Origin of the sequence: Rhizobium leguminosarum bv. viciae USDA 2370 (assembly GCF_002008365.1) — a bacterium.
GTDB lineage: Bacteria > Pseudomonadota > Alphaproteobacteria > Rhizobiales > Rhizobiaceae > Rhizobium > Rhizobium leguminosarum.
In genome coordinates, this window is sequence record NZ_MRDL01000037.1 from 105,617 (window position 1) to 123,374 (window position 17,758).

Annotated in this window: 16 protein-coding genes; 9 read left to right on the forward strand and 7 right to left on the reverse strand. The window is 60.6% G+C overall.

The window, feature by feature from the left end:
• Position 1: 1 nt before the first annotated feature.
• Together BS629_RS19525 and BS629_RS19530 are read right to left on the reverse strand one after the other, a co-directional pair.
• Positions 2–901: an ABC transporter permease gene (locus BS629_RS19525; protein ID WP_018245285.1), complete on the reverse strand. Its 900-nt coding sequence runs from the start codon at positions 899–901 to the stop codon at positions 2–4.
• Positions 902–938: 37 nt separating this feature from the next.
• Complete coding sequence (locus BS629_RS19530; protein ID WP_018245286.1) at positions 939–2,027, reverse strand: ABC transporter ATP-binding protein; 1,089 nt, start codon at positions 2,025–2,027, stop codon at positions 939–941.
• A 559-nt stretch (positions 2,028–2,586) separates the two neighbouring features.
• Here BS629_RS19530 and BS629_RS19535 point away from each other — a divergent pair.
• Positions 2,587–3,606, forward strand: coding sequence for a GntR family transcriptional regulator (locus tag BS629_RS19535; protein WP_018245288.1), 1,020 nt, complete (start codon positions 2,587–2,589; stop codon positions 3,604–3,606).
• 22 nt (positions 3,607–3,628) lie between these two features.
• Here the strand turns inward: BS629_RS19535 and BS629_RS19540 are convergent, their stop codons facing one another.
• From BS629_RS19540 to BS629_RS19560, 5 genes are read right to left on the reverse strand one after another with little or no spacing between them, the layout of a single operon-like run.
• Positions 3,629–4,600 (reverse strand): 5-oxoprolinase subunit C family protein, encoded by a 972-nt coding sequence (locus tag BS629_RS19540; protein WP_018245289.1) that lies wholly within the window; start codon positions 4,598–4,600, stop codon positions 3,629–3,631.
• On the reverse strand, positions 4,590–5,465 hold the full coding sequence (locus BS629_RS19545; protein ID WP_018245290.1) for a 5-oxoprolinase subunit B family protein: 876 nt from the start codon (positions 5,463–5,465) through the stop codon (positions 4,590–4,592). The genes BS629_RS19540 and BS629_RS19545 overlap by 11 nt, the downstream gene beginning before the upstream one ends.
• Positions 5,465–6,850, reverse strand: a complete 1,386-nt coding sequence (locus BS629_RS19550; RefSeq protein WP_018245291.1) for an acetyl-CoA carboxylase biotin carboxylase subunit — start codon at positions 6,848–6,850, stop codon at positions 5,465–5,467. Before BS629_RS19550 ends, BS629_RS19545 begins: the two co-directional genes overlap by 1 nt.
• Entirely contained in the window at positions 6,847–7,089 is a 243-nt protein-coding gene (locus BS629_RS19555) for an acetyl-CoA carboxylase (protein WP_018245292.1), read from the reverse strand. The genes BS629_RS19550 and BS629_RS19555 overlap by 4 nt, the downstream gene beginning before the upstream one ends.
• Positions 7,090–7,107: 18 nt before the next feature.
• Positions 7,108–7,884 (reverse strand): 5-oxoprolinase subunit PxpA, encoded by a 777-nt coding sequence (locus tag BS629_RS19560; protein ID WP_018245293.1) that lies wholly within the window; start codon positions 7,882–7,884, stop codon positions 7,108–7,110.
• A 251-nt stretch (positions 7,885–8,135) separates the two neighbouring features.
• On the opposite strand from BS629_RS19560, the gene BS629_RS19565 reads away from it, so the two are divergent.
• From BS629_RS19565 to BS629_RS19600, 8 genes are all read left to right on the forward strand, one after another.
• Positions 8,136–9,044, forward strand: coding sequence for a LysR family transcriptional regulator (locus tag BS629_RS19565; RefSeq protein WP_018245294.1), 909 nt, complete (start codon positions 8,136–8,138; stop codon positions 9,042–9,044).
• A 1,367-nt stretch (positions 9,045–10,411) separates the two neighbouring features.
• Positions 10,412–11,452, forward strand: coding sequence for a LysR family transcriptional regulator (locus BS629_RS19570; RefSeq protein ID WP_018517233.1), 1,041 nt, complete (start codon positions 10,412–10,414; stop codon positions 11,450–11,452).
• A 137-nt stretch (positions 11,453–11,589) separates the two neighbouring features.
• Complete coding sequence (locus tag BS629_RS19575) at positions 11,590–12,672, forward strand: ABC transporter substrate-binding protein (RefSeq protein ID WP_245268268.1); 1,083 nt, start codon at positions 11,590–11,592, stop codon at positions 12,670–12,672.
• 2 nt (positions 12,673–12,674) lie between these two features.
• A complete protein-coding gene (locus tag BS629_RS19580; RefSeq protein ID WP_018245297.1) occupies positions 12,675–13,760 on the forward strand; it encodes an ABC transporter ATP-binding protein in 1,086 nt (361 codons plus the stop codon).
• Positions 13,760–14,638 carry an ABC transporter permease gene (locus BS629_RS19585; protein WP_018245298.1) on the forward strand — a complete coding sequence of 293 codons (879 nt, stop codon included), beginning with the start codon at positions 13,760–13,762 and terminating at the stop codon, positions 14,636–14,638. The genes BS629_RS19580 and BS629_RS19585 overlap by 1 nt, the downstream gene beginning before the upstream one ends.
• Positions 14,635–15,432: an ABC transporter permease gene (locus tag BS629_RS19590; RefSeq protein WP_018245299.1), complete on the forward strand. Its 798-nt coding sequence runs from the start codon at positions 14,635–14,637 to the stop codon at positions 15,430–15,432. The genes BS629_RS19585 and BS629_RS19590 overlap by 4 nt, the downstream gene beginning before the upstream one ends.
• Entirely contained in the window at positions 15,429–16,943 is a 1,515-nt protein-coding gene (locus tag BS629_RS19595; protein ID WP_018245300.1) for an NAD(P)-binding domain-containing protein, read from the forward strand. Before BS629_RS19590 ends, BS629_RS19595 begins: the two co-directional genes overlap by 4 nt.
• Complete coding sequence (locus BS629_RS19600; RefSeq protein WP_018245301.1) at positions 16,940–17,758, forward strand: creatininase family protein; 819 nt, start codon at positions 16,940–16,942, stop codon at positions 17,756–17,758. Before BS629_RS19595 ends, BS629_RS19600 begins: the two co-directional genes overlap by 4 nt.

Consider the following 17,758-nt stretch of genomic DNA (forward strand, 5'->3'; position numbering starts at 1 on the left):
GTCAGAGCTCCTTCCTGAGGTCGACGACGCGCAAGAGTGCCGCGACGACGACGCCCATGAGCACGGTAAGCACGACGCCGACGACAGCGGCGAAGGCCCATTTCAGCGATCCGACCTGGGTGACGATGATATTGCCGAGAAGGTTCACCTTGCGGCCGGAGAGCGCGGCGGCAGTTGCGAATTCACCAAGCACCATGACGGAGACGAAAATCGCGCCGACCACCACGCCCGGCATGGTGAGCGGCAGGATGATGGTGCGGAAAATGCGCCAGAAGCCCGCGCCGAGATCCTGCGCTGCTTCGATGACGCTCTGGTCGATGCGGCCCATCATGAAGGCGATCGGCCCGACCATGAAGACGCAATAGATCTGCGTCATGCCGATGATAACCGAGAGTTCGGAGAAGAGCAGCACCTCGATCGGCTGGTTGATGATGCCGAGACCCTGCAGGATGAGATTGATCGCCCCCTCCTTGCCCAACATCGGTCGCCAGGCGAGCACGCGGATCAGGAAAGAGGTCCAGAAAGGGATGACGCAGAGGACGAGAAGCGCCGTCTGGATCGTCTTGTTCTTGACGAAGAGGCCGACGTAGAGGGCCGCCGGATAGCCGACGACCAGCGTCGAGGCGAGCACGATCAACCAGATCCTGACCGTCGTCCAAAGAGCGCTGAGATAGGTGTCCGTGGTGAAGAAGGTCACCCAGCTCTTGACGGTGAGATCAGGCGTGATCTTGAACGTCGTCTGCGTCCAGAAGGACACGTAGATCATCATCAGGATGGGTGTTACCAGAAAAAGCAACATCCAGATGACGCCCGGCGCCAACAGCCAGAGCGTCTTGCTGGATGCCTTCTTGACCGGTTCCACGGTGGTTTCGGTCTCGGCTGTTGTGGCACTTATCGACATCAATCAGTCTCCCGTCCCGCGCTATGCGGTAAGAGTATCAGGCGTAAACGAGGGCATCCCGGCGCTTCCAGACGAGCGTGTAGCGCGACTGCGGCGTACAGGCGGGCGGCATGCTCTGGCTCAGATGAGATTCCACTTCGAAGACGCGGCCGTCATCGAGCGAGAAAAAGGAGTTGATCGCGGCGCCCGAATATTCGTCGGCGACGAAGGTCGCCTCGAGCCTCACCTCGTCGTCGGCGGCGGGCACTTCGGCCGGGCGGATCGCAACACGGTCGTAGCGGATCGCGTAACCGGTGCGGTCGTCGCGGAACTGCATTTGGTCGCCGAGCGGGAAAGCACCATAGGGGCTGAGGAAGCTCTCCCCGGCGAGCCGGCCTTCGAAAAGATTGTAGCAGTTGAGGAAGCTCGCGACCGACAGCGATTTTGGCCGGTTATAGATCGTGTCGGCGTCTGCTGCCTGCGCGATCCGGCCGCTGTCGAGCACCAGCACCATGTCGCCCATGGCAAGCGCCTCGCTCTCGCTGCCGGTGACGTGCAGGAAGGTGACGCCGCAGCGCTCGCGGATCAACCTGAGCTCGCTGCGCATGCGGGCGCGAAGATTGGCGTCGAGCGCGCCAAGCGGCTCGTCGAGCAGCACCAGCGACGGCTCCGTCACCAGCGTGCGCGCCAACGCCACGCGCTGCCGCTGACCGCCGGAGATCTGCCCGACGCCGCGATCTTCCAGGCCCGAAAGGCCGACGAGCGCAATCATCTCCTTGACCCTGACCTGCACGATATCAGGATCGGTCACGGAGTTCTCGGCACGGTTTTCCAGCCCGAAAGCGATGTTCCTGGAGACCGACAGATGCGGAAAAAGGGCAAAATTCTGAAAGACGAAACCGATGTCGCGCCGGTGCGGCGGTACCGTCTCGATACGCTGACCCTTGAAGATCACCGTGCCGAGGTCCGGCTGCTCGAAACCGGCGATGACGCGCAGAAGCGTCGTCTTTCCAGATCCGCTCGGCCCCAGAAGCGAGACGTAGCTGTCGTTCGGCAGCGACAGGTCGATGCCGTCGAGCGCGTTCAGCGTACCATAAGCCTTGGTGACACCTGCGAGCTTGAGAACCGAAGACAAGAGCCTCTCCATTTTGCACCAGCACGGATCGCTCCTAGGCCGCCGCGCGCCTTGCGAAACGGCAGCCGAAACCGTTCGTGGGCGGCAAGGCACACGGCGGAAGATCGATCGGCAGTCTGACGTTTTTTGTCGTTCACCCTCGGAATGCTTCTACCGGCATCCCTGTGCAGAATTGATGACATAAATGATTTTTGTATTCAATAGGCTTTTTCATGAAACGGTCGACATTTTGTGCAGAGCAACACAGAGTCACAAAACCGCAGTATGGAAGCAGGGATTCCGGAAAAACGAGATACGGGCATTCCGGACGATTATGCGCAGCTTTTCGGCAATGCTTCGCCAGAAATCACGCATTTCTGCATCATCCGAGCTCTCTCCGCGAGCGCTATCCGCCCGTCTGACCATCTGCGGGGCAAAATGGCCTAGACGACGACCAAACGCCGCCTCAAGCGACGCTCAGCGAAATAATGCAATTTTGGTATGCAAAAGACATTTATTTTGACATAGTCCGGAACGGCAAAATACACTAAAGAGAATTCCGACTTTGTTGCCATCCGCGATTGGATGGAGGATGCCCCGCCCGATGATACGCAATCTCCCAGCACAGACGGCCCAGCGTCGGTACGAGATTGCCGAGCATATCCTGCGCGACAATATCGTCGGCGGACAGCTGCCGGTGGGTCTGGTCCTGCTCGAGGGGCCGATCGCCGATATCCTCCAAACGTCGCGCGCGCCGGTGCAGCGCGCCCTGCTTCGCCTGGAGGCCGATGGCCTTGTCCACCGTTTCCAGGGACGTGGCTTCCTGGTCGGACCTCAGGATGCAGGGCTCACACCAAACCGCACGGACATCAAGTCCTTCGGGCTGGTCATAGCCCAGCATGCCGACGAGGCGCTGCAGAGCCGGTCGTCCTGGGCGCGCATCTACAACACGGTCGAGCGCGACGTGGCCGGCTGCGTCGTCTTCGGCCAGTACCGCATCATCGAGATCGAACTCGCCAATCATTTCAAGGTCAGCCGCACGGTGGTGCGCGACGTCCTCAGCCGGTTGCAGGAACGCGGCCTCGTCCGGAAGAACCAGAGTTCCCACTGGATCGCCGGCCCGTTGACGGCCCAGACGATCAAGGATCACTTCACGCTTCGACGCATGCTGGAGCCCGCCGCGCTCAAGGCCGGCGCTGCCGCAGTCGACCGCGAACGCCTGACCGAGCTCTTCACTCGCCTGGCCGGCCTCGAAGCTTCGCAACCGGTCGACCACCTCGAAAAACTCGAGGAACTTCAGGAGCAGATGATCGACATTTGCGTGCTGACGACGACAAACGAGAAGACGCGGGAACTGATCCGCAACAACCTGTTGCCCGTCAACGCCGCCGAGCGGCTGCTGCGTCATCTCGGCCTGCCTGACGATCCGACCGCCATCACCGAGATGCGGCTGATCGTCGAGCTTTTGATGCGCGGCGCCGTCGATGCGGCCGCCGCGATGCTGGAGACCCATCTCGACGCCTCGATGAAACGCATGATCGCCCAGATGAAGATCGTTGCCATCATCCCCGGCCCGAGCGTGACGGCCGATTACCTGACGCACGTCGAGTGAGCGGCCGGCCATCGGCGTCACCTCACGACAGGCTTTGGCGGAGGCGGTCGAGCAGTGCTGCCCGATCGGCCCTCGCCTTCAGCGCTTCGTCCATCGTCACCTCGACGAAGCGCGCCGGCGTATGCGGCTGCAACTGGCCGATGAGGTCCATGTCGGCCGAGATCACCGTGCCGACCATGAAATAGCCGCCGCCGGAGACCGCGTCGCGATGGAGGATGATCGGCTCCGTCCCGCCCGGTACCTGGATCGAGCCGTAGGGATAGCAGCTGTCGACGATGTTCGACGGATCCGAACCGGCGCCGAAGGGCTGCTTGCGGTCGATAAATTCGAGCCTGCGCCCGCCGCGGAAGCGGTAGCCCATGCGGTCGGCCTCAGGCGCCACCTTCCACTCGTCGGCAAAGAAGCTCGCCTTGGCGGCATCCGTCAGCCGGTCCCAGTAGAGCCCCGGCAGCACGCGCAGCGCTGCCGGCGTTCCGGGCTTGCGCCGCAGCTCTTCGGCGACGCTTTCTCCTTCCTCGGCAAGGTCGGCCTTTCCGACGGGCAGTTCGTCGCCGGCTGCCAGCGCCCGCCCTTTGTAGCCGCCGAGCGCGCCGATCGGATAGGTGGAGCGGCTGCCGAGCGCTTCCGGCACGTCGATGCCGCCCGCGACCGCGATCAGGATACGCGCGCCGGATTTCAGGAAGTCGAAGCTCAGCACCTGGCCGGCCTTGACCTTGAAAGCGGTCCAGCCAGGCTGCCCCACGCCGTCGACCTTGGCCGGCATGTCGGCACCTGTGACGGCCACGAGCCTGTCCTCGGCGAATTCGAGCTTCGGCCCCATGAAGACCGCCTCGAGACCCGCCGCCCCTTCGTCGTTGCCGACGAGCAGATTGGCAGCACGCATGGCGTAGCGGTCCATGGCGCCGCCGATCGGGATGCCGAGGTGGAAATAGCCGGGACGGCCGAGATCCTGGACGCTCGTCGATAGTCCAGGGTGCAACACTTTAATGGCCATTGAGAATACCCTCCAGCGCGGCGTTGTAACCGTCAATGTCCTTGCTGAATTCGCGAAGATCGAAGCGGACCTGGCGGATCGGCGGGCTGAAGAGCCTCTTGTCGACCTCTTCGACCGCCGTGTCGTATCCGTCGCGATCGACGGGCTTGAACTTGACGATATCGCCAGGACGGAAGAACACCATGAAATCGCGCAGGTAACTCGTTTGCTGCGTCGGGTCGAAGATCGGCATCGGCGTGACGCCGAACATCTGGTAGCCGCCGGCGCCGCGCACCGAATAGATGCAGCCGAAGCAGCCGCCATGGCCGACTGTCAGTTTGGGCGTATCGGTGCGTGGTCTCAGATATTTCGGCACTTCGATCTGCCGCTGTCGATCGACCATCTGGTACATGAAGGGAAGCCCGGCCACGAAACCGACCATCGACACGAACCAGGGCGACCCCGCATGCGCGGCGACAAAATCCTCTACACCGCCGTAGCCGTTGACCCGCGCAGCATAATCGAGGTCGGTTCCGCCAGGTTCCTGATGCCGCTCGCGAAAGCGCATCAGCGTCTCGTGCGTCCATGGATCATTGTAGAAGACCGGGATCTCGATGATGCGGGTCTTCAGGACCGGCTCGGATTTTTCCGCCACGCCCTCGATTGCCCGCACCTCCCGCAGGATGTCGTCAGGCTTGATGAGATCGGGATTGAACTTCACCTGGAAGGAGGCGTTGGCCGGGCAGATCTCGGTGACGCCCCTGATCTGGCTTTCCCGAACCGCTGTCGCCATCGACAGGCTCTTGAAGAAGGCTTCCAGCGACATCTCGCTGCTGCATTCGACGAAGAGGTGTTCGTCACCTCCGAACGTATATCGCGCAGGCATCAGGCAACCTCCTGGGTCCGGCCGGCCAAAGCGGGAAAATCGTGCTCCAGCCATTGTTCGAGAAAGCGGGTATGGAAGGCGCCCGCGCCGACGCTTGCATCGCGGGCAAGCGCCAGATGCAGCGGCACCGTCGTCGGCACGCCTTCGATCGCGAGAGCCGTCAGCGCCGCGGCAAGCTTTTCGAGGCAGGCCTTGCGGGTTTCGGCGTGCACGATCAGCTTGCCGAGCAGGGAATCATAAAAGGGCGGGATCGTGTAGCCCTCGTAAAGCATCGTGTCGAACCGGATGCCCTCGCCTTCCGGAACAGACAGCGACGCGATCGTACCTGGCGACGGCTGGAAGGCTTTGAACGGATCCTCGGCATTGATGCGGCACTCAATCGCATGGCCGCTGGCCACGATATCTCGCTGGGCGACCGAAAGGGATGCACCGCCCGCGACCTTGAACATCTCCTGCACCAGGTCGAACCCGGTAATCATCTCGGTAACGGGATGCTCGACCTGGATGCGGGTGTTGACTTCGATGAAGTAGAAGTCGCCCGTATCGTCGTCGTAGAGATACTCGACCGTGCCGGCCCCGCGATAACCGACCTCGCGTGCAAGCGCCACGGCGCTCATGCAGAGTCGTTCGCGCACGGCGGCAGGCAGCAGGAAGGCGGGCGCCTCTTCCCACACCTTCTGGCGCCGCCGCTGCAGCGAGCATTCGCGTTCGAAGAAATGCACGAAATTCCGCCCGTCGCCGAAAACCTGCACCTCGACGTGTCGGGCGCGGCCGATGACCTTTTCCATATAAAGCCCGCCGTCGCCGAAGGCGGCCAGCGCCTCGGCCGTGGCCAGCGGAAACTGCTGCTCCAGCTCAGCGATGCTATCGACAATGCGGATACCACGTCCGCCGCCACCGGCCGCGGCCTTGATCATCACAGGAAAACCGATCTCGATCGCGAGCAAGCGGGCGTCATCGAGCCCTGTGACACGCCCTTCGCTGCCAGGCACCGTCGGTACGCCTGCGCGTTTTGCCACCTGCCGCGCCGCCACTTTGTCGCCGAGCGTGCGGATTGCATCGCCCGAGGGGCCGACAAAGATCATGCCGGCGTCACGAACCGCATCGGCAAAATCGCCGTTTTCGGACAGAAAGCCGTAGCCCGGATGCACGGCATCGACACCGGCCTCCTTGGCGGCAGCGATCACTGCCGCAATGTCGAGATAGGATTTCTTCGCCGCCGGCGGGCCGATGTTCACCGCCTCGTCGGCAAGCCGCACCGCCAGCATATCTGCGTCTGCTGCGCTGTACACCTGCACGGTGCGGATGCCGAGCGCCTTCGCCGCCTTGATGACGCGAACGGCGATCTCCCCGCGATTGGCGACGAGCACCGAGCCGATCGTCATGCTTCGACCTCCGCAATGACCTGCCCGGCCATGACAGGCTCTTCATTGTCGACGAGGAAGGTGATCGCCTTGCCGGTAACGCCGGCCGTAACTTCCTGGAATGTCTTCATCACCTCGATCACGCCGATCGTCTCGGCCTCGGAGACGTCATCACCATCCGTCTTGAACGGCGGAGCATCGGGAGCCGAAGCCCGATAGAAGGTGCCCGGCAGGGGCGAACGGATTTCAATCTTGCTCACTGGTCGATCTCCACAAATCTATTGGCCAAGGATCTGCGACACCGGCGCGATCCGAATTCCCGCACCGATCAGAAGCTCGCGCATGCTCAAAACGATATCGAGCGCGCCGAGCGTATCGGAATGAAAGCAGATGGATTCAAATTCGATGTCGATGTCGTTGCCTGAGACCGTGCGGACCTTGCCTTCCTGGCAGGCGCGCAGCACTTTCTGCGCCAGCACCATCGGGTCCGGACGGCCGGCATCGCGGGTAAAGACGATCGAACCGCTGTCGTCGTAGTCGCGGTCTGCGTAGAACTCGCGCACGACAGGCTGTCCGGCATCAAGTGCTGCCCGGTGCGTCGCCGAGCCGCCCATGCAGAAGACAAAAGCGTTGGGCGAGACTGTGCGCAGATACTGGACGAAGATCTGGGCGAAATCCGAATTGACCGCCATCTCCATGTAAAGCGCGCCATGCGGCTTCACATGCTGCACCGGCACGCTGTGACGGCGGGCGAACTCGCGCAGCGCCCCCACCTGGTAGATGATGTCGTTGACCAGCTCTTTGCTGTTGCCGAGAATCTTGCGGCGGCCGAAGCCCTGAAGGTCATTATAGCCAGGATGCGCGCCGACCCCGACCCCGTGAGCCGCGGCAAGTGCCACGGTCTCGTCGATGAGGTTCGGGTCGCCGGCGTGAAAGCCTGTGGCGATATTGGCCGAGCTGATGTGGGAGATGAGCAAGGCATCCTGCGTGTCGCCGATCCGCCAGCGACCGAAGGCCTCTCCCATATCGCAGTTGATATCGACGATATTTTTCAAACTGTCTTTCCGCGGTTGTCATCTGGCGAAGACGCTACGTGACAAAACAGGATTTGAAAAATTCAATTTTTGCGCCATCATTATCGAGAAAAGAGATACCTGCGCTCAAATCAAAGGCAAAAACTTTATGTTGATTTCCAATGATCTAGTTCGATTCCACCACCAATTCACAACGCGCGCGCATAAATCATATGCAGCCAATCGAATTTATTGACGCTGAGTTCAGATAATTCGATGGGACATACGGAACCATGAGCCTCAGTTTCCGACAACTCCGCTATTTCGTCGCAACTGCCGAGCAGGGGCAGATTTCCTATGCGGCTGCACAACTCTCGATCTCGCAATCGGCAGTGACGACCGCAATTAAGGAGCTGGAAAAATCAATCGGGGTCGCACTGTTTACCCGCATGCCGCAGGGCATGGAACTGACCGCCGCCGGTCGGCAATTTCTTTCCTACGCCTACGAGATCCTCGCCAAGGTCGATGAGGCAACGCATCTGAACTATGTCAGCAGCGACATCGAGGGCGATCTGACTGTCGCGGCGACCTACACGGTCATCGGCTACTTTCTGCCGCTCCACATCGAGCGCATGCGGCGGCTTTATCCGAAGCTCCGCATCCAGCTTTACGAGGTGAACCGTGAGTCGATCGAGGAAGGCCTGCTGGTCAATCGCTACGACATTTCGGTGCTGCTGACTTCGAATATCCTGAATAACGCACTTACCACGGAGACGCTTTTGCGTTCCGTCCGCAGGCTCTGGGTGTCCGCGCAGCATCCGCTGCTGAAGCGTGCGGACGTCGGCCTGCAGGATATCGCCGAGGAGCCCTACATCATGCTGACGGTGGACGAGGCGGCATATTCGTCATTGAAGTACTGGAGCACGACGCCTTACCAGCCGCGGGTGATTCTGCGCACCTCGTCGATCGAGGCGGTACGTTCCATGGTCGCCAACAACCTCGGCGTCGCGATCCTCTCCGATATGGTGCACCGCCCCTGGTCGCTGGAAGGCCGGCGGATCGAGACGATCAACATCACGGATCCGGTGCCACCGATGGATGTCGGCCTCGCCTGGCGCGCCAAAACCGACTTCACCCCGGCCATGCACGCCTTTCGCCGATATTTTCAGCAGGCGTTCGGCCTGCCGGGCACCAATGCATGAATTCGTCTTCGAAACTCGGCGTGCCAGGAATGGCTGCCGGCGCGCCCAGTTGATGATACAACGCGCTCCCGCGGCTATTCGTCGGCGCCTGGCAAGGAGGACGCCGGGAGGATTTGCCGCCAACGTGAAATGGAATGATTTTCGCGCCAAGTCTTGTGGTGCCGACGCTGCTGCCGCAGGCAAAGCCAACCACCGCTATACAGCCATCGTCGCGCCCCTTTGCGCGCCTCAGATCATTAAGATAGTCGATACCGAGCTCATCGATGATTATGTCGAGATTCTTCGCACGTCTGATGGTTCTCTCCGTCGCCCCTTTGTGGCCAGAGAGCGTCATCCCCTGACCAGGCGACATCGTGCGAGTCGGACGGATCTTCCTTGTTCCAGGCAACGCCAGCCTGATTTCTTACGCCTGTTTCACAGGCTATAAGCTGATATTATCGATATAAATCAGATTACGGCATGAATTGTGCATATCGATAATCAGTCTGTATGCTGATAGAGATTGCATAGATCAGTCTGCAGCCTAAGGCATCGAAAAGGCGAACTCCAAGGCGTGGCGTCGGCTTGATTAGCTTTCCTCAAGTCCCGTGTATCTATCGTTCGCAGAGGCTTGGACGACTGACGGTAGCAATCCAAGTATACGTCACTTTGAGATGGTACAAAGACCGCTTAAGGCTCCAAGCTAACACTTTTACCGCATTTTACTTCAGGTCAAGGACTCGGTTAAGGCGCCGCCTGGATCGCCGCGATCACAAGGCTTATTGCCCGAAAAGCAATCGAGGCGCCGGCCGCAGAAACGTCTGACGACCATCCTTCCAGCCCGTCACCGCCGGTGAAAGCCTGGCTACGGCGTCAGCGCGGGATACCCTATCAAACAGAACGAGCGGGGCGGGACCGCCGACTTCAAGCGAGTATTGTTTCACGGCAAAGCGACCTTTCTACACGCTCAATCCGGGGCTGGGGCTGAGAGACGGTAAACCTGTCCTGATCTACGGAACGCAAGGGCCGGCATCATTGCGCGGCAGACGGATGGTTCACTTGCGGGCGCCCATGACCCGCGTGGGGGACGGGGTCGCATTGCTCGTAGAATCGATGTGATGACTTCGTTCGGGTAGCGCGCGACACGGCAGGTCAGGGCCAATTCCTCGCGTCAGAATATATCCGCATCGAACGAACCCATGCCCCGACCACTTTCATTGTGAGCCCTATATCGCCACCCGCTCAAAACCCGCGCTCACCTTACCCAGACGACGACCGTCGTGATTGCGGGGTCATATTCGAATGTCTGGCGGCTGGCTTTCGACGCCCTTAACTGCAACGACTACACATAACGGCATGACCAGCGACCTCGTCGGTTGGCATGAAATATGCCTCTTTTCAAGCTTGTTGCACCGTTCGACAAGGGAAGGCTGATCATGATGCGACAGGCGAATGGGATGATGGATGTGCGTCTGATGCGCACGCTCCTGACCTTGCTGACGGAATGCAGCGTTTCGAAAACCGCCGACATTCTGGGGCAGGCCCAGCCAACGGTCAGCCTGACGCTGAAACGGTTGCGGGAAATGCTGGACGACCCGCTTCTGGTCAGGTCAGGAGGGGCGCTGGTACCCACGGAGCGAGGTCTCGCCCTGAAGGAGACGTTGCGCGACATTCTCGGCCAGATCGACGCGCATCTGTCGCCTCACGCCACCTTCGACCCGGACAATGCGACGCGAAACTTCCGCATTATCGCAGACAATTGCCTCGGAGCCGTGTTTCTGCCTCAGCTGGTCGGAAAAATTGCACAAAAGGCACCCAATGTCGGTGTCGATGCGTCCCACATGCCGAGCTATGATGATCTTATCAGCCAGCTTGCGGACGGGTCCATCGATGCGGTCATCGGCAATTGGCCGCATCCGCCGGAGTACCTGCGGATGTCCCCCCTGTTAACCACCGACATTGTCTGCGTCGTCCGCCCGAACCATAGACTGGCAAGGCAACGTGAACCGATCTCGATGGGCGAGTTCCTGAAGGAAAAACATCTTTCTCCGACTTCCGACAAGCGGGCCCATCTCAGCCCGATCGACGGGCGGCTGATCGAACTCGGGCTCAAGCGCAACATCGCTGTATCCGTGCCAGAATATGCGATCACGCCCTACGTGCTCACACAATCGGACCTCGTGTTCACGACGGGGCGGATTTTTGCCGAGCAAATCGCTCAGGCCTTTCCACTCGTCGTTCTGGAGGCGCCGCGCGAACTCGGGCAGATGCAGTTCTACATGCTCTGGCATGAGTGCAAGCACCAGTCTCCCGATCACGTCTGGCTCCGGCAGATGATCAAGTCGGTTGCGGCCGGCGTCCGCGTCTGCGATCCGACGGAGTCCGTACCGATCACATTCCTGCGGTCCGGAGCGCAGGTCTTCGTTTAGACCAATCTCGCGGGATCGCGGCAGAGGTCGTCCGGCTTTTGCGCAGTGCAATATAGTCTATTTGGGTTCTGTTATAGGCTTTCTTGTCCAAACAAACGACATTGGTCGCAGTTCACTCGCAACCAGATGAGGGCATGATGGCAGGTTCAGGAATTAGCCGACGCGAAGTGCTTGCAGGGATCGCCGCCGGGGCGGCGGCGGGGATGTTCGGTTCACTGAGCAGTGCCAAAGCTGCCGTTTCCGAAATGGTCTGGGCGACCTGGGATTCCAATGGGCATCCTGAATACATTGCGGCCTTCGAGGCGCAAACCGGCGTCAAGGTGAAGCTGTCTTATCTTTCCAGCGAGGACGCGCAGTTCGCGGCGCTGAAAACCGGCACGGCTTCCGACTGGGACATGATCAATCCGTCGCTGAATGGAAGCTGGCGCTATATCAAGGCAGGCCTGCTCGAAGAAATCGACATGGCGAAGATCCCCAACGCCGCCAAGATGTACGACGTCTTCAAGACCACGCCCAAGGTTCTCGATGCCGCCGGCAAGCAGTTCGCGGTTCCCTATCTCTGGGGCCTCAATCCAATCGTATACCGAAAGGACAAGTTCGAGAGCGAGCCTGACTACACGACGTTGTTCAACGAGAAATACAAGGGCCAGCTCGCCATGCGCGACTATGCGCTGGAATCCATTGGCATCGCCGGTCTGGTCGCCGGCGTGCCGCGCGACAAGGTCTTTCTCATGGAGACCAAGGAGCTGGCGGAAGCCAAGAAGCTTTTGGTTGCGCAGAAGCCGCTGCTGCGCACCTATTGGCAGACGATCGGCGATCTCACCAATCTGTTTGCCACCGGCGAGGTTTCCTGCGCGTTTTCGTGGCGGGTTCCCTATGATGCGTTGAAAGACAAGCTGGCGATGGGGATGGCCAAGCCGAAAGCCGGCATTATGGGCTGGTGCGACTGCTTTGCCATGCCGGCCACCCTGTCTGCGGAAAAGAGCGAGATCGGCTACAAGTTTATCGATTATCTGCTTGGGGCGGAATTCGCGACCCAGATCGCTAAGATCGGCAACTATGCGACCACATCCTCGATCATCCGCGACGAATTGTCGAAGCAGCAGCAGGAAGCGATATTCGTCGACGACATGGATGTGATGAAGTCGTTCATGTGGCCGGTCGCCCCGGAGAATTATTCCGAGTGGCTGAAGATCTGGAATGAAGTCAAGGCAAGCTGATCATGACGACGACGCCTGACATGGCGGCCGATCCGTCAAGATCCGGGCTTTTGCTTTCGGCGCGCGGTCTGACCAAGAATTACGGCAGGGACCGCGCGGTCGATAGCGTCGATCTCGATATTCCGGAAAGGGCTTTCACCACCTTTCTCGGCCCTTCCGGATGCGGCAAGACCACGATCTTGCGCATGATCGCCGGCTTCGAGACGCCGGACGCGGGATCGCTCGTGCTTGACGGACGGTCGCTTTCCGGCGTTCCGCCGGAGCGTCGTCCGGTCAACACCGTATTCCAGAGCTACGCGCTGTTTCCCCACCTCACCGTCTTCGGAAATGTCGCGTTCTCGCTGACACTGCGGCGCCACAGCAATGTCGACGTGGCAGCGCGCGTCAAAAGGGCTCTGGATGCCGTACATATGGCGGAGTTCGGCGATCGGTATCCACACCAGCTCTCAGGCGGCCAGCAGCAGCGGGTCGCGGTGGCACGCGCCATCATCGCCGAGCCGCATCTGCTGCTTCTCGACGAACCCTTGTCTGCACTGGACAAAAAGATGCGCGGACATTTGCAAATCGAACTGAAGGATTTGCAGCGGCGTCTCGGTATTGCATTCGTCTACGTCACGCACGATCAGGAGGAGGCCTTCGCGCTCTCCGACATCGTCGTCGTCATGAACAAGGGGCGCATCGTTCAAAAGGCGGCGCCGCTGACAATCTATGCCCGTCCTGCCAACACTTTCGTTGCCGACTTTATCGGCGCGGCGACACTCATTCCAGGCGAAATCGTCGATGCCGGCGAGGCCTCCGGATCGGCTGCGATCGATACGGCCACCGGTATCATGCAATGCCCGGCAGTGGAGGGATTGGCGAAAGGGGATAAGGCCGTGCTCGCCATTCGGCCGGAGCATGTCCGTATTGGGACTGATGGCCTGAACGCGACGATCCGGCATGTGGTGTTCAAAGGAGATCGCTACCTTGTCGAGGCAGAGGTTAACGGTGTCATTTTGCGGTTCATGGCGGCTAATCCGCTGACGCCTGGCGCGAATGTCGGGCTCGTCGTCGATCAGGACCGCGCCTTCATCACGAGGATCGACTGATGGCGTCGGTTTTTCACCGGGCACAGCTCGCGGTGCCAGTCGCCTTTATTTTAATCCTCGGATGCGTTCTACCGCTTGCCGTGCTCTTGGTTTTCAGCGTCTTTGAGGTGGATCCCGATGCGTTCACGCTCGTTCCGGCCTTTTCCGGACAGAGTTGGGCTCAGATGTTTACCAATCCGGTCTTCGCCTTTCTGATCGGCAAGTCGGTCGTCTCGGGCGCGGGCACGGCTTTACTGGCAGCTTTGATCGGATACCCGATCGCCGTTTCGATGACGCGCCTTCCCGTTCTCTGGAAAGGCATCGGCAGCATCGTCCTTTTGACGCCCCTCTATACCGGCGAGATCGTCCGGATTTATGCCTGGCGGGTCGTTCTCGGCTCCGAAGGGCTGGTCAACGCTGCTCTGAAATGGTTGAGCGTGATCGATGAGCCGTTGAAGTTCCTGCTGTTTTCGCCGTTCACCACGCATCTCGTGCTTCTCTACAACAATCTGCCCTTCATGGTGCTGGCCATCTGGATCTCGGCGGAATTGATCGATAAGCGGTTGATCGAAGCCGCACGGGATCTCGGGGCTCGCCCGATAGACGCGTTCTTCAAGGTCATCTTGCCTTTGACCACACCCGGACTGGCTGTCGGCGTCTTTACGGTCTTTGCACTCGCCGCCGGCGACATGATGACGCCGAGCCTTTTGGGCGGGACGTCGGGTGCGACGCCGATGGCCATGATCGACAACCTGTTCGGGACGGCGTTCGATTGGCCGCTGGCTTCCGCGCTGTCGCTCAGCCTCCTTGTCGTCCTGATCGCCTTTGCCACCGGGTTCGTGACCATCCTTCTTCGGTTCGATGGCGCCCGCGCGGTCTTTCGACGGGGGGCACGATGAGCCGCCTGGTCATTCTCACGCTCGGTCTTGCCGTGTGTTTCTTCTATTTGCCGATCGTCGTTCTCGGAATTTTTTCCTTCAACGCCGCAAGCACGATGGCCTTCCCGTTGAGTGGATTTACGTTCACCTGGTATGCCGATCTTTTCGGCAACGAAGCATTTCTGGGTGGCTTCGTCACCAGTTTTCTGATTGCGCAGCCCGTCGGTCTGCTCGGCGCGCTGATCGGGCTGATGGCCGCATTGGCCGTGACGTCGCCACGCATGAAGTTCCGGGCAGCATTCGCCATCCTGGTCCTCGTGCCCTTTCTGGTGCCGAAGACGGTGCTTTCCATTGCGCAGGCCATGCTTATGAGCTGGGTGGGATTGGGCCGTGGGGCAACCGCGCTCATATTGGCGCAGACTTTGGTCGTCATTCCCTTCACCACCACAATCCTTGCCGCCGTGATGGTCCGGCTCGACCCCAGGCTTGAAGAAGCGGCGCGGGATCTCGGCGCCACCCCGTGGCAGAGCTTCCGGCGTGTTCTGCTACCACAGTTGAGCGTCGCGCTGAGTGCCGCCTATTCCATCGGGGTCATCCTGTCGCTGGCCGATCTGACCATCTCCATGTTCCTCGCCGGCCGCACGCAGCCCCTGTCGCTGATCGTCGCATCGGAATTCCGGCGCGAGCTGAAGCCCGACCTCAATGCCATGCAGGTGGCCGTCCTCGTGTTGACGGCCCTGATCGTGGCGCTGACCGAAATCAATCGCCGACGCCGCCTGCGCGGACGGTTGGCCCATATAAGAGATTACCTATGATGATTGCCCCAATCGATGCGCCGCGCGGGACGCTTGATGACCTGAAGCAGGCAGCGCTTGCCGATCTTGCCGCCCTCGGCTACCCGAGCGCAGCATGGCTCAGCGACCTGCCGAGACCAGACGCGGCTGATATCGCCGATGCGATCATCGTCGGCGGTGGCCAGTCAGGCGTCACGATCGCAGCAGCCCTGAAATGGGACGGGCTCCGGCGCATCTGCGTCTTGGACAGCGGAGCGCCGGGCGCTGAGGGGCCATGGCTGACCTTTGCGCGCATGGAGGAATTGCGTACCCCGAAGACCCAGGTCGGCAACGAGTTCAACGTCGTCAATCTCTCCATCCGCCGCTGGTTCGAAACGCGCTATGGGCAGCAGGCCTGGACGGATCTGTCCCGCATTCCGCGAACAGACTGGAAGGCCTATCTCGACTGGTATGCCGACGTTTTCGAGATCGCCATCACCAATCATTGCGACGTCCTGGACGTCGCGCCGGAGGGCGATCTGATTGCGGTTACGACCCGCATCGGAGGCCGGATTGAAAAATCTCTGGCGCGAACCGTGGTGCTCGCCACCGGGTATGACGGCGCCGGCGCATGGCGGGTGCCGCCATTTGTATCAGAAGCATTGGCGGCCGAAAAGTTCGATCACACGAACGGTCCCGTCGATTTCGACGCTTTGAAGGGATTGCGCGTCGGCGTGCTCGGTCATGGCGCCTCTGCGTTCGACAATGCGATCAAGGCGCTGGAAGCCGGTGCTGCCTCCGTCGATCTCTGCTTCCGGCGCGCGCGCCTGCCGCGCACCAATCCCCACCGCGCGGTCGAGACGCCCGGCATGATGACGCATTACCCTGACCTTTCCGAGACCACACGCTGGGATATCGCCCGGTTCTTTCGCAGCGTCGATCAGCCGCCGCCGGTGCGCAGTTTCGAGACCGCAATGCGCCTTGAAAATTTCAAGCTTCGTCCCGCAACACCATGGCTGGAGGTCTCTCAACAGCCAGATGCGATCCGCGTCACCACCCCGGACGGTATTCTGGAGTTCGATCACCTGCTTCTTGCAACGGGGATGGATGTCGATCTCGCCGCCAGGCCTGAACTCAAAACCATTCACGACAAGATCGCGCTTTGGGGCGAACGTTACACGCCGCAAGACGGCCGCGCGGACGCCCGGCTGGCACGGTTTCCCTATCTCGACGGATTCTACGGGTTCATCCCGAAAGATCCGGATGAGACGTGGGTCAGCCGGGTATTTGCCTTCAACAGCAGCAGTTTCGTCAGTCACGGTCCGCACTCGACGTCGATCAGTGGGCACAAGCATGCCGTTCCACGGCTCGTGCGCGGCGTCCTGCGCCGGCTGCTGCTCGATCGGGAAGCGGTCATCCTGCCGGAACTGGCATCTTACGTCTCACCGGATCTGCCGATCCCCGACGACTTCGAGATCGTGATAGCCGAGGCCAATCGGCAATCGGCAAGCTCGCCCGATACCGGCAAGTCGGCCATGCGGAGTGGCGCATGACGCATTCCTTTTACTGGGCCGATTATTCGACCGCGGATTTTGCGTCCCGCGATCTGAGCGAAACCGTCGTCATCCTGCCGATTGCGGCTGTCGAGCAGCATGGCCCCCATCTTCCCGTACAGGTTGACGCCGCCATCAACGCCGCCATCATCGATCGGATGGTGCCGTTGCTTGACGCAAACGCGGACGTCCTCATCCTGCCGGCATTCGGTGTCGGCAAGTCGGATGAGCACCTCGCCTATCCGGGGACGCTGACCATATCGGCGCAAACCCTGCGGCTCGTCTGGCTCGATATGGCCAGAAGCGTCAAGCGTGCCGGCGTCCGAAAGATGATCCTATTCAATTCTCATGGCGGGCAGATCTCGCTGATGGAGATGACCTGCCGCGATATCCGTGTCGAACTTGACATGCTGGCGGTCGCCTGCTCCTGGTTCAGGATCGCGCCGGTCGACGATCTGTTTTCGTCCGCGGAAATCGTTCACGGCATTCACGGCGGCGATATCGAAACCAGCATGATGCTGGCCATCGCGCCGGAACTGGTCGCCATGGACAAGGCCGAAGATTTCGTGCCGCTGACCGTCGACATCGAGCAGTCGGGCAGTCCTTTGACGGCGGAAGGCGCGGTCGGCTTCGGCTGGCAGGCGCAGGATCTTCACCCCGCAGGCGTTAGCGGAAATGCCGCCAATGCCGATGCCGTCAAAGGCGCGATCGTGCTTGAGCGGGCAGCGACCGGGTTGGTGCGCTTGATCGAGGCGACGCGCAAATTTGACATGGCGAGGCTCACCTCCGAAACCCGCTTTTCGGTCATGAGATAA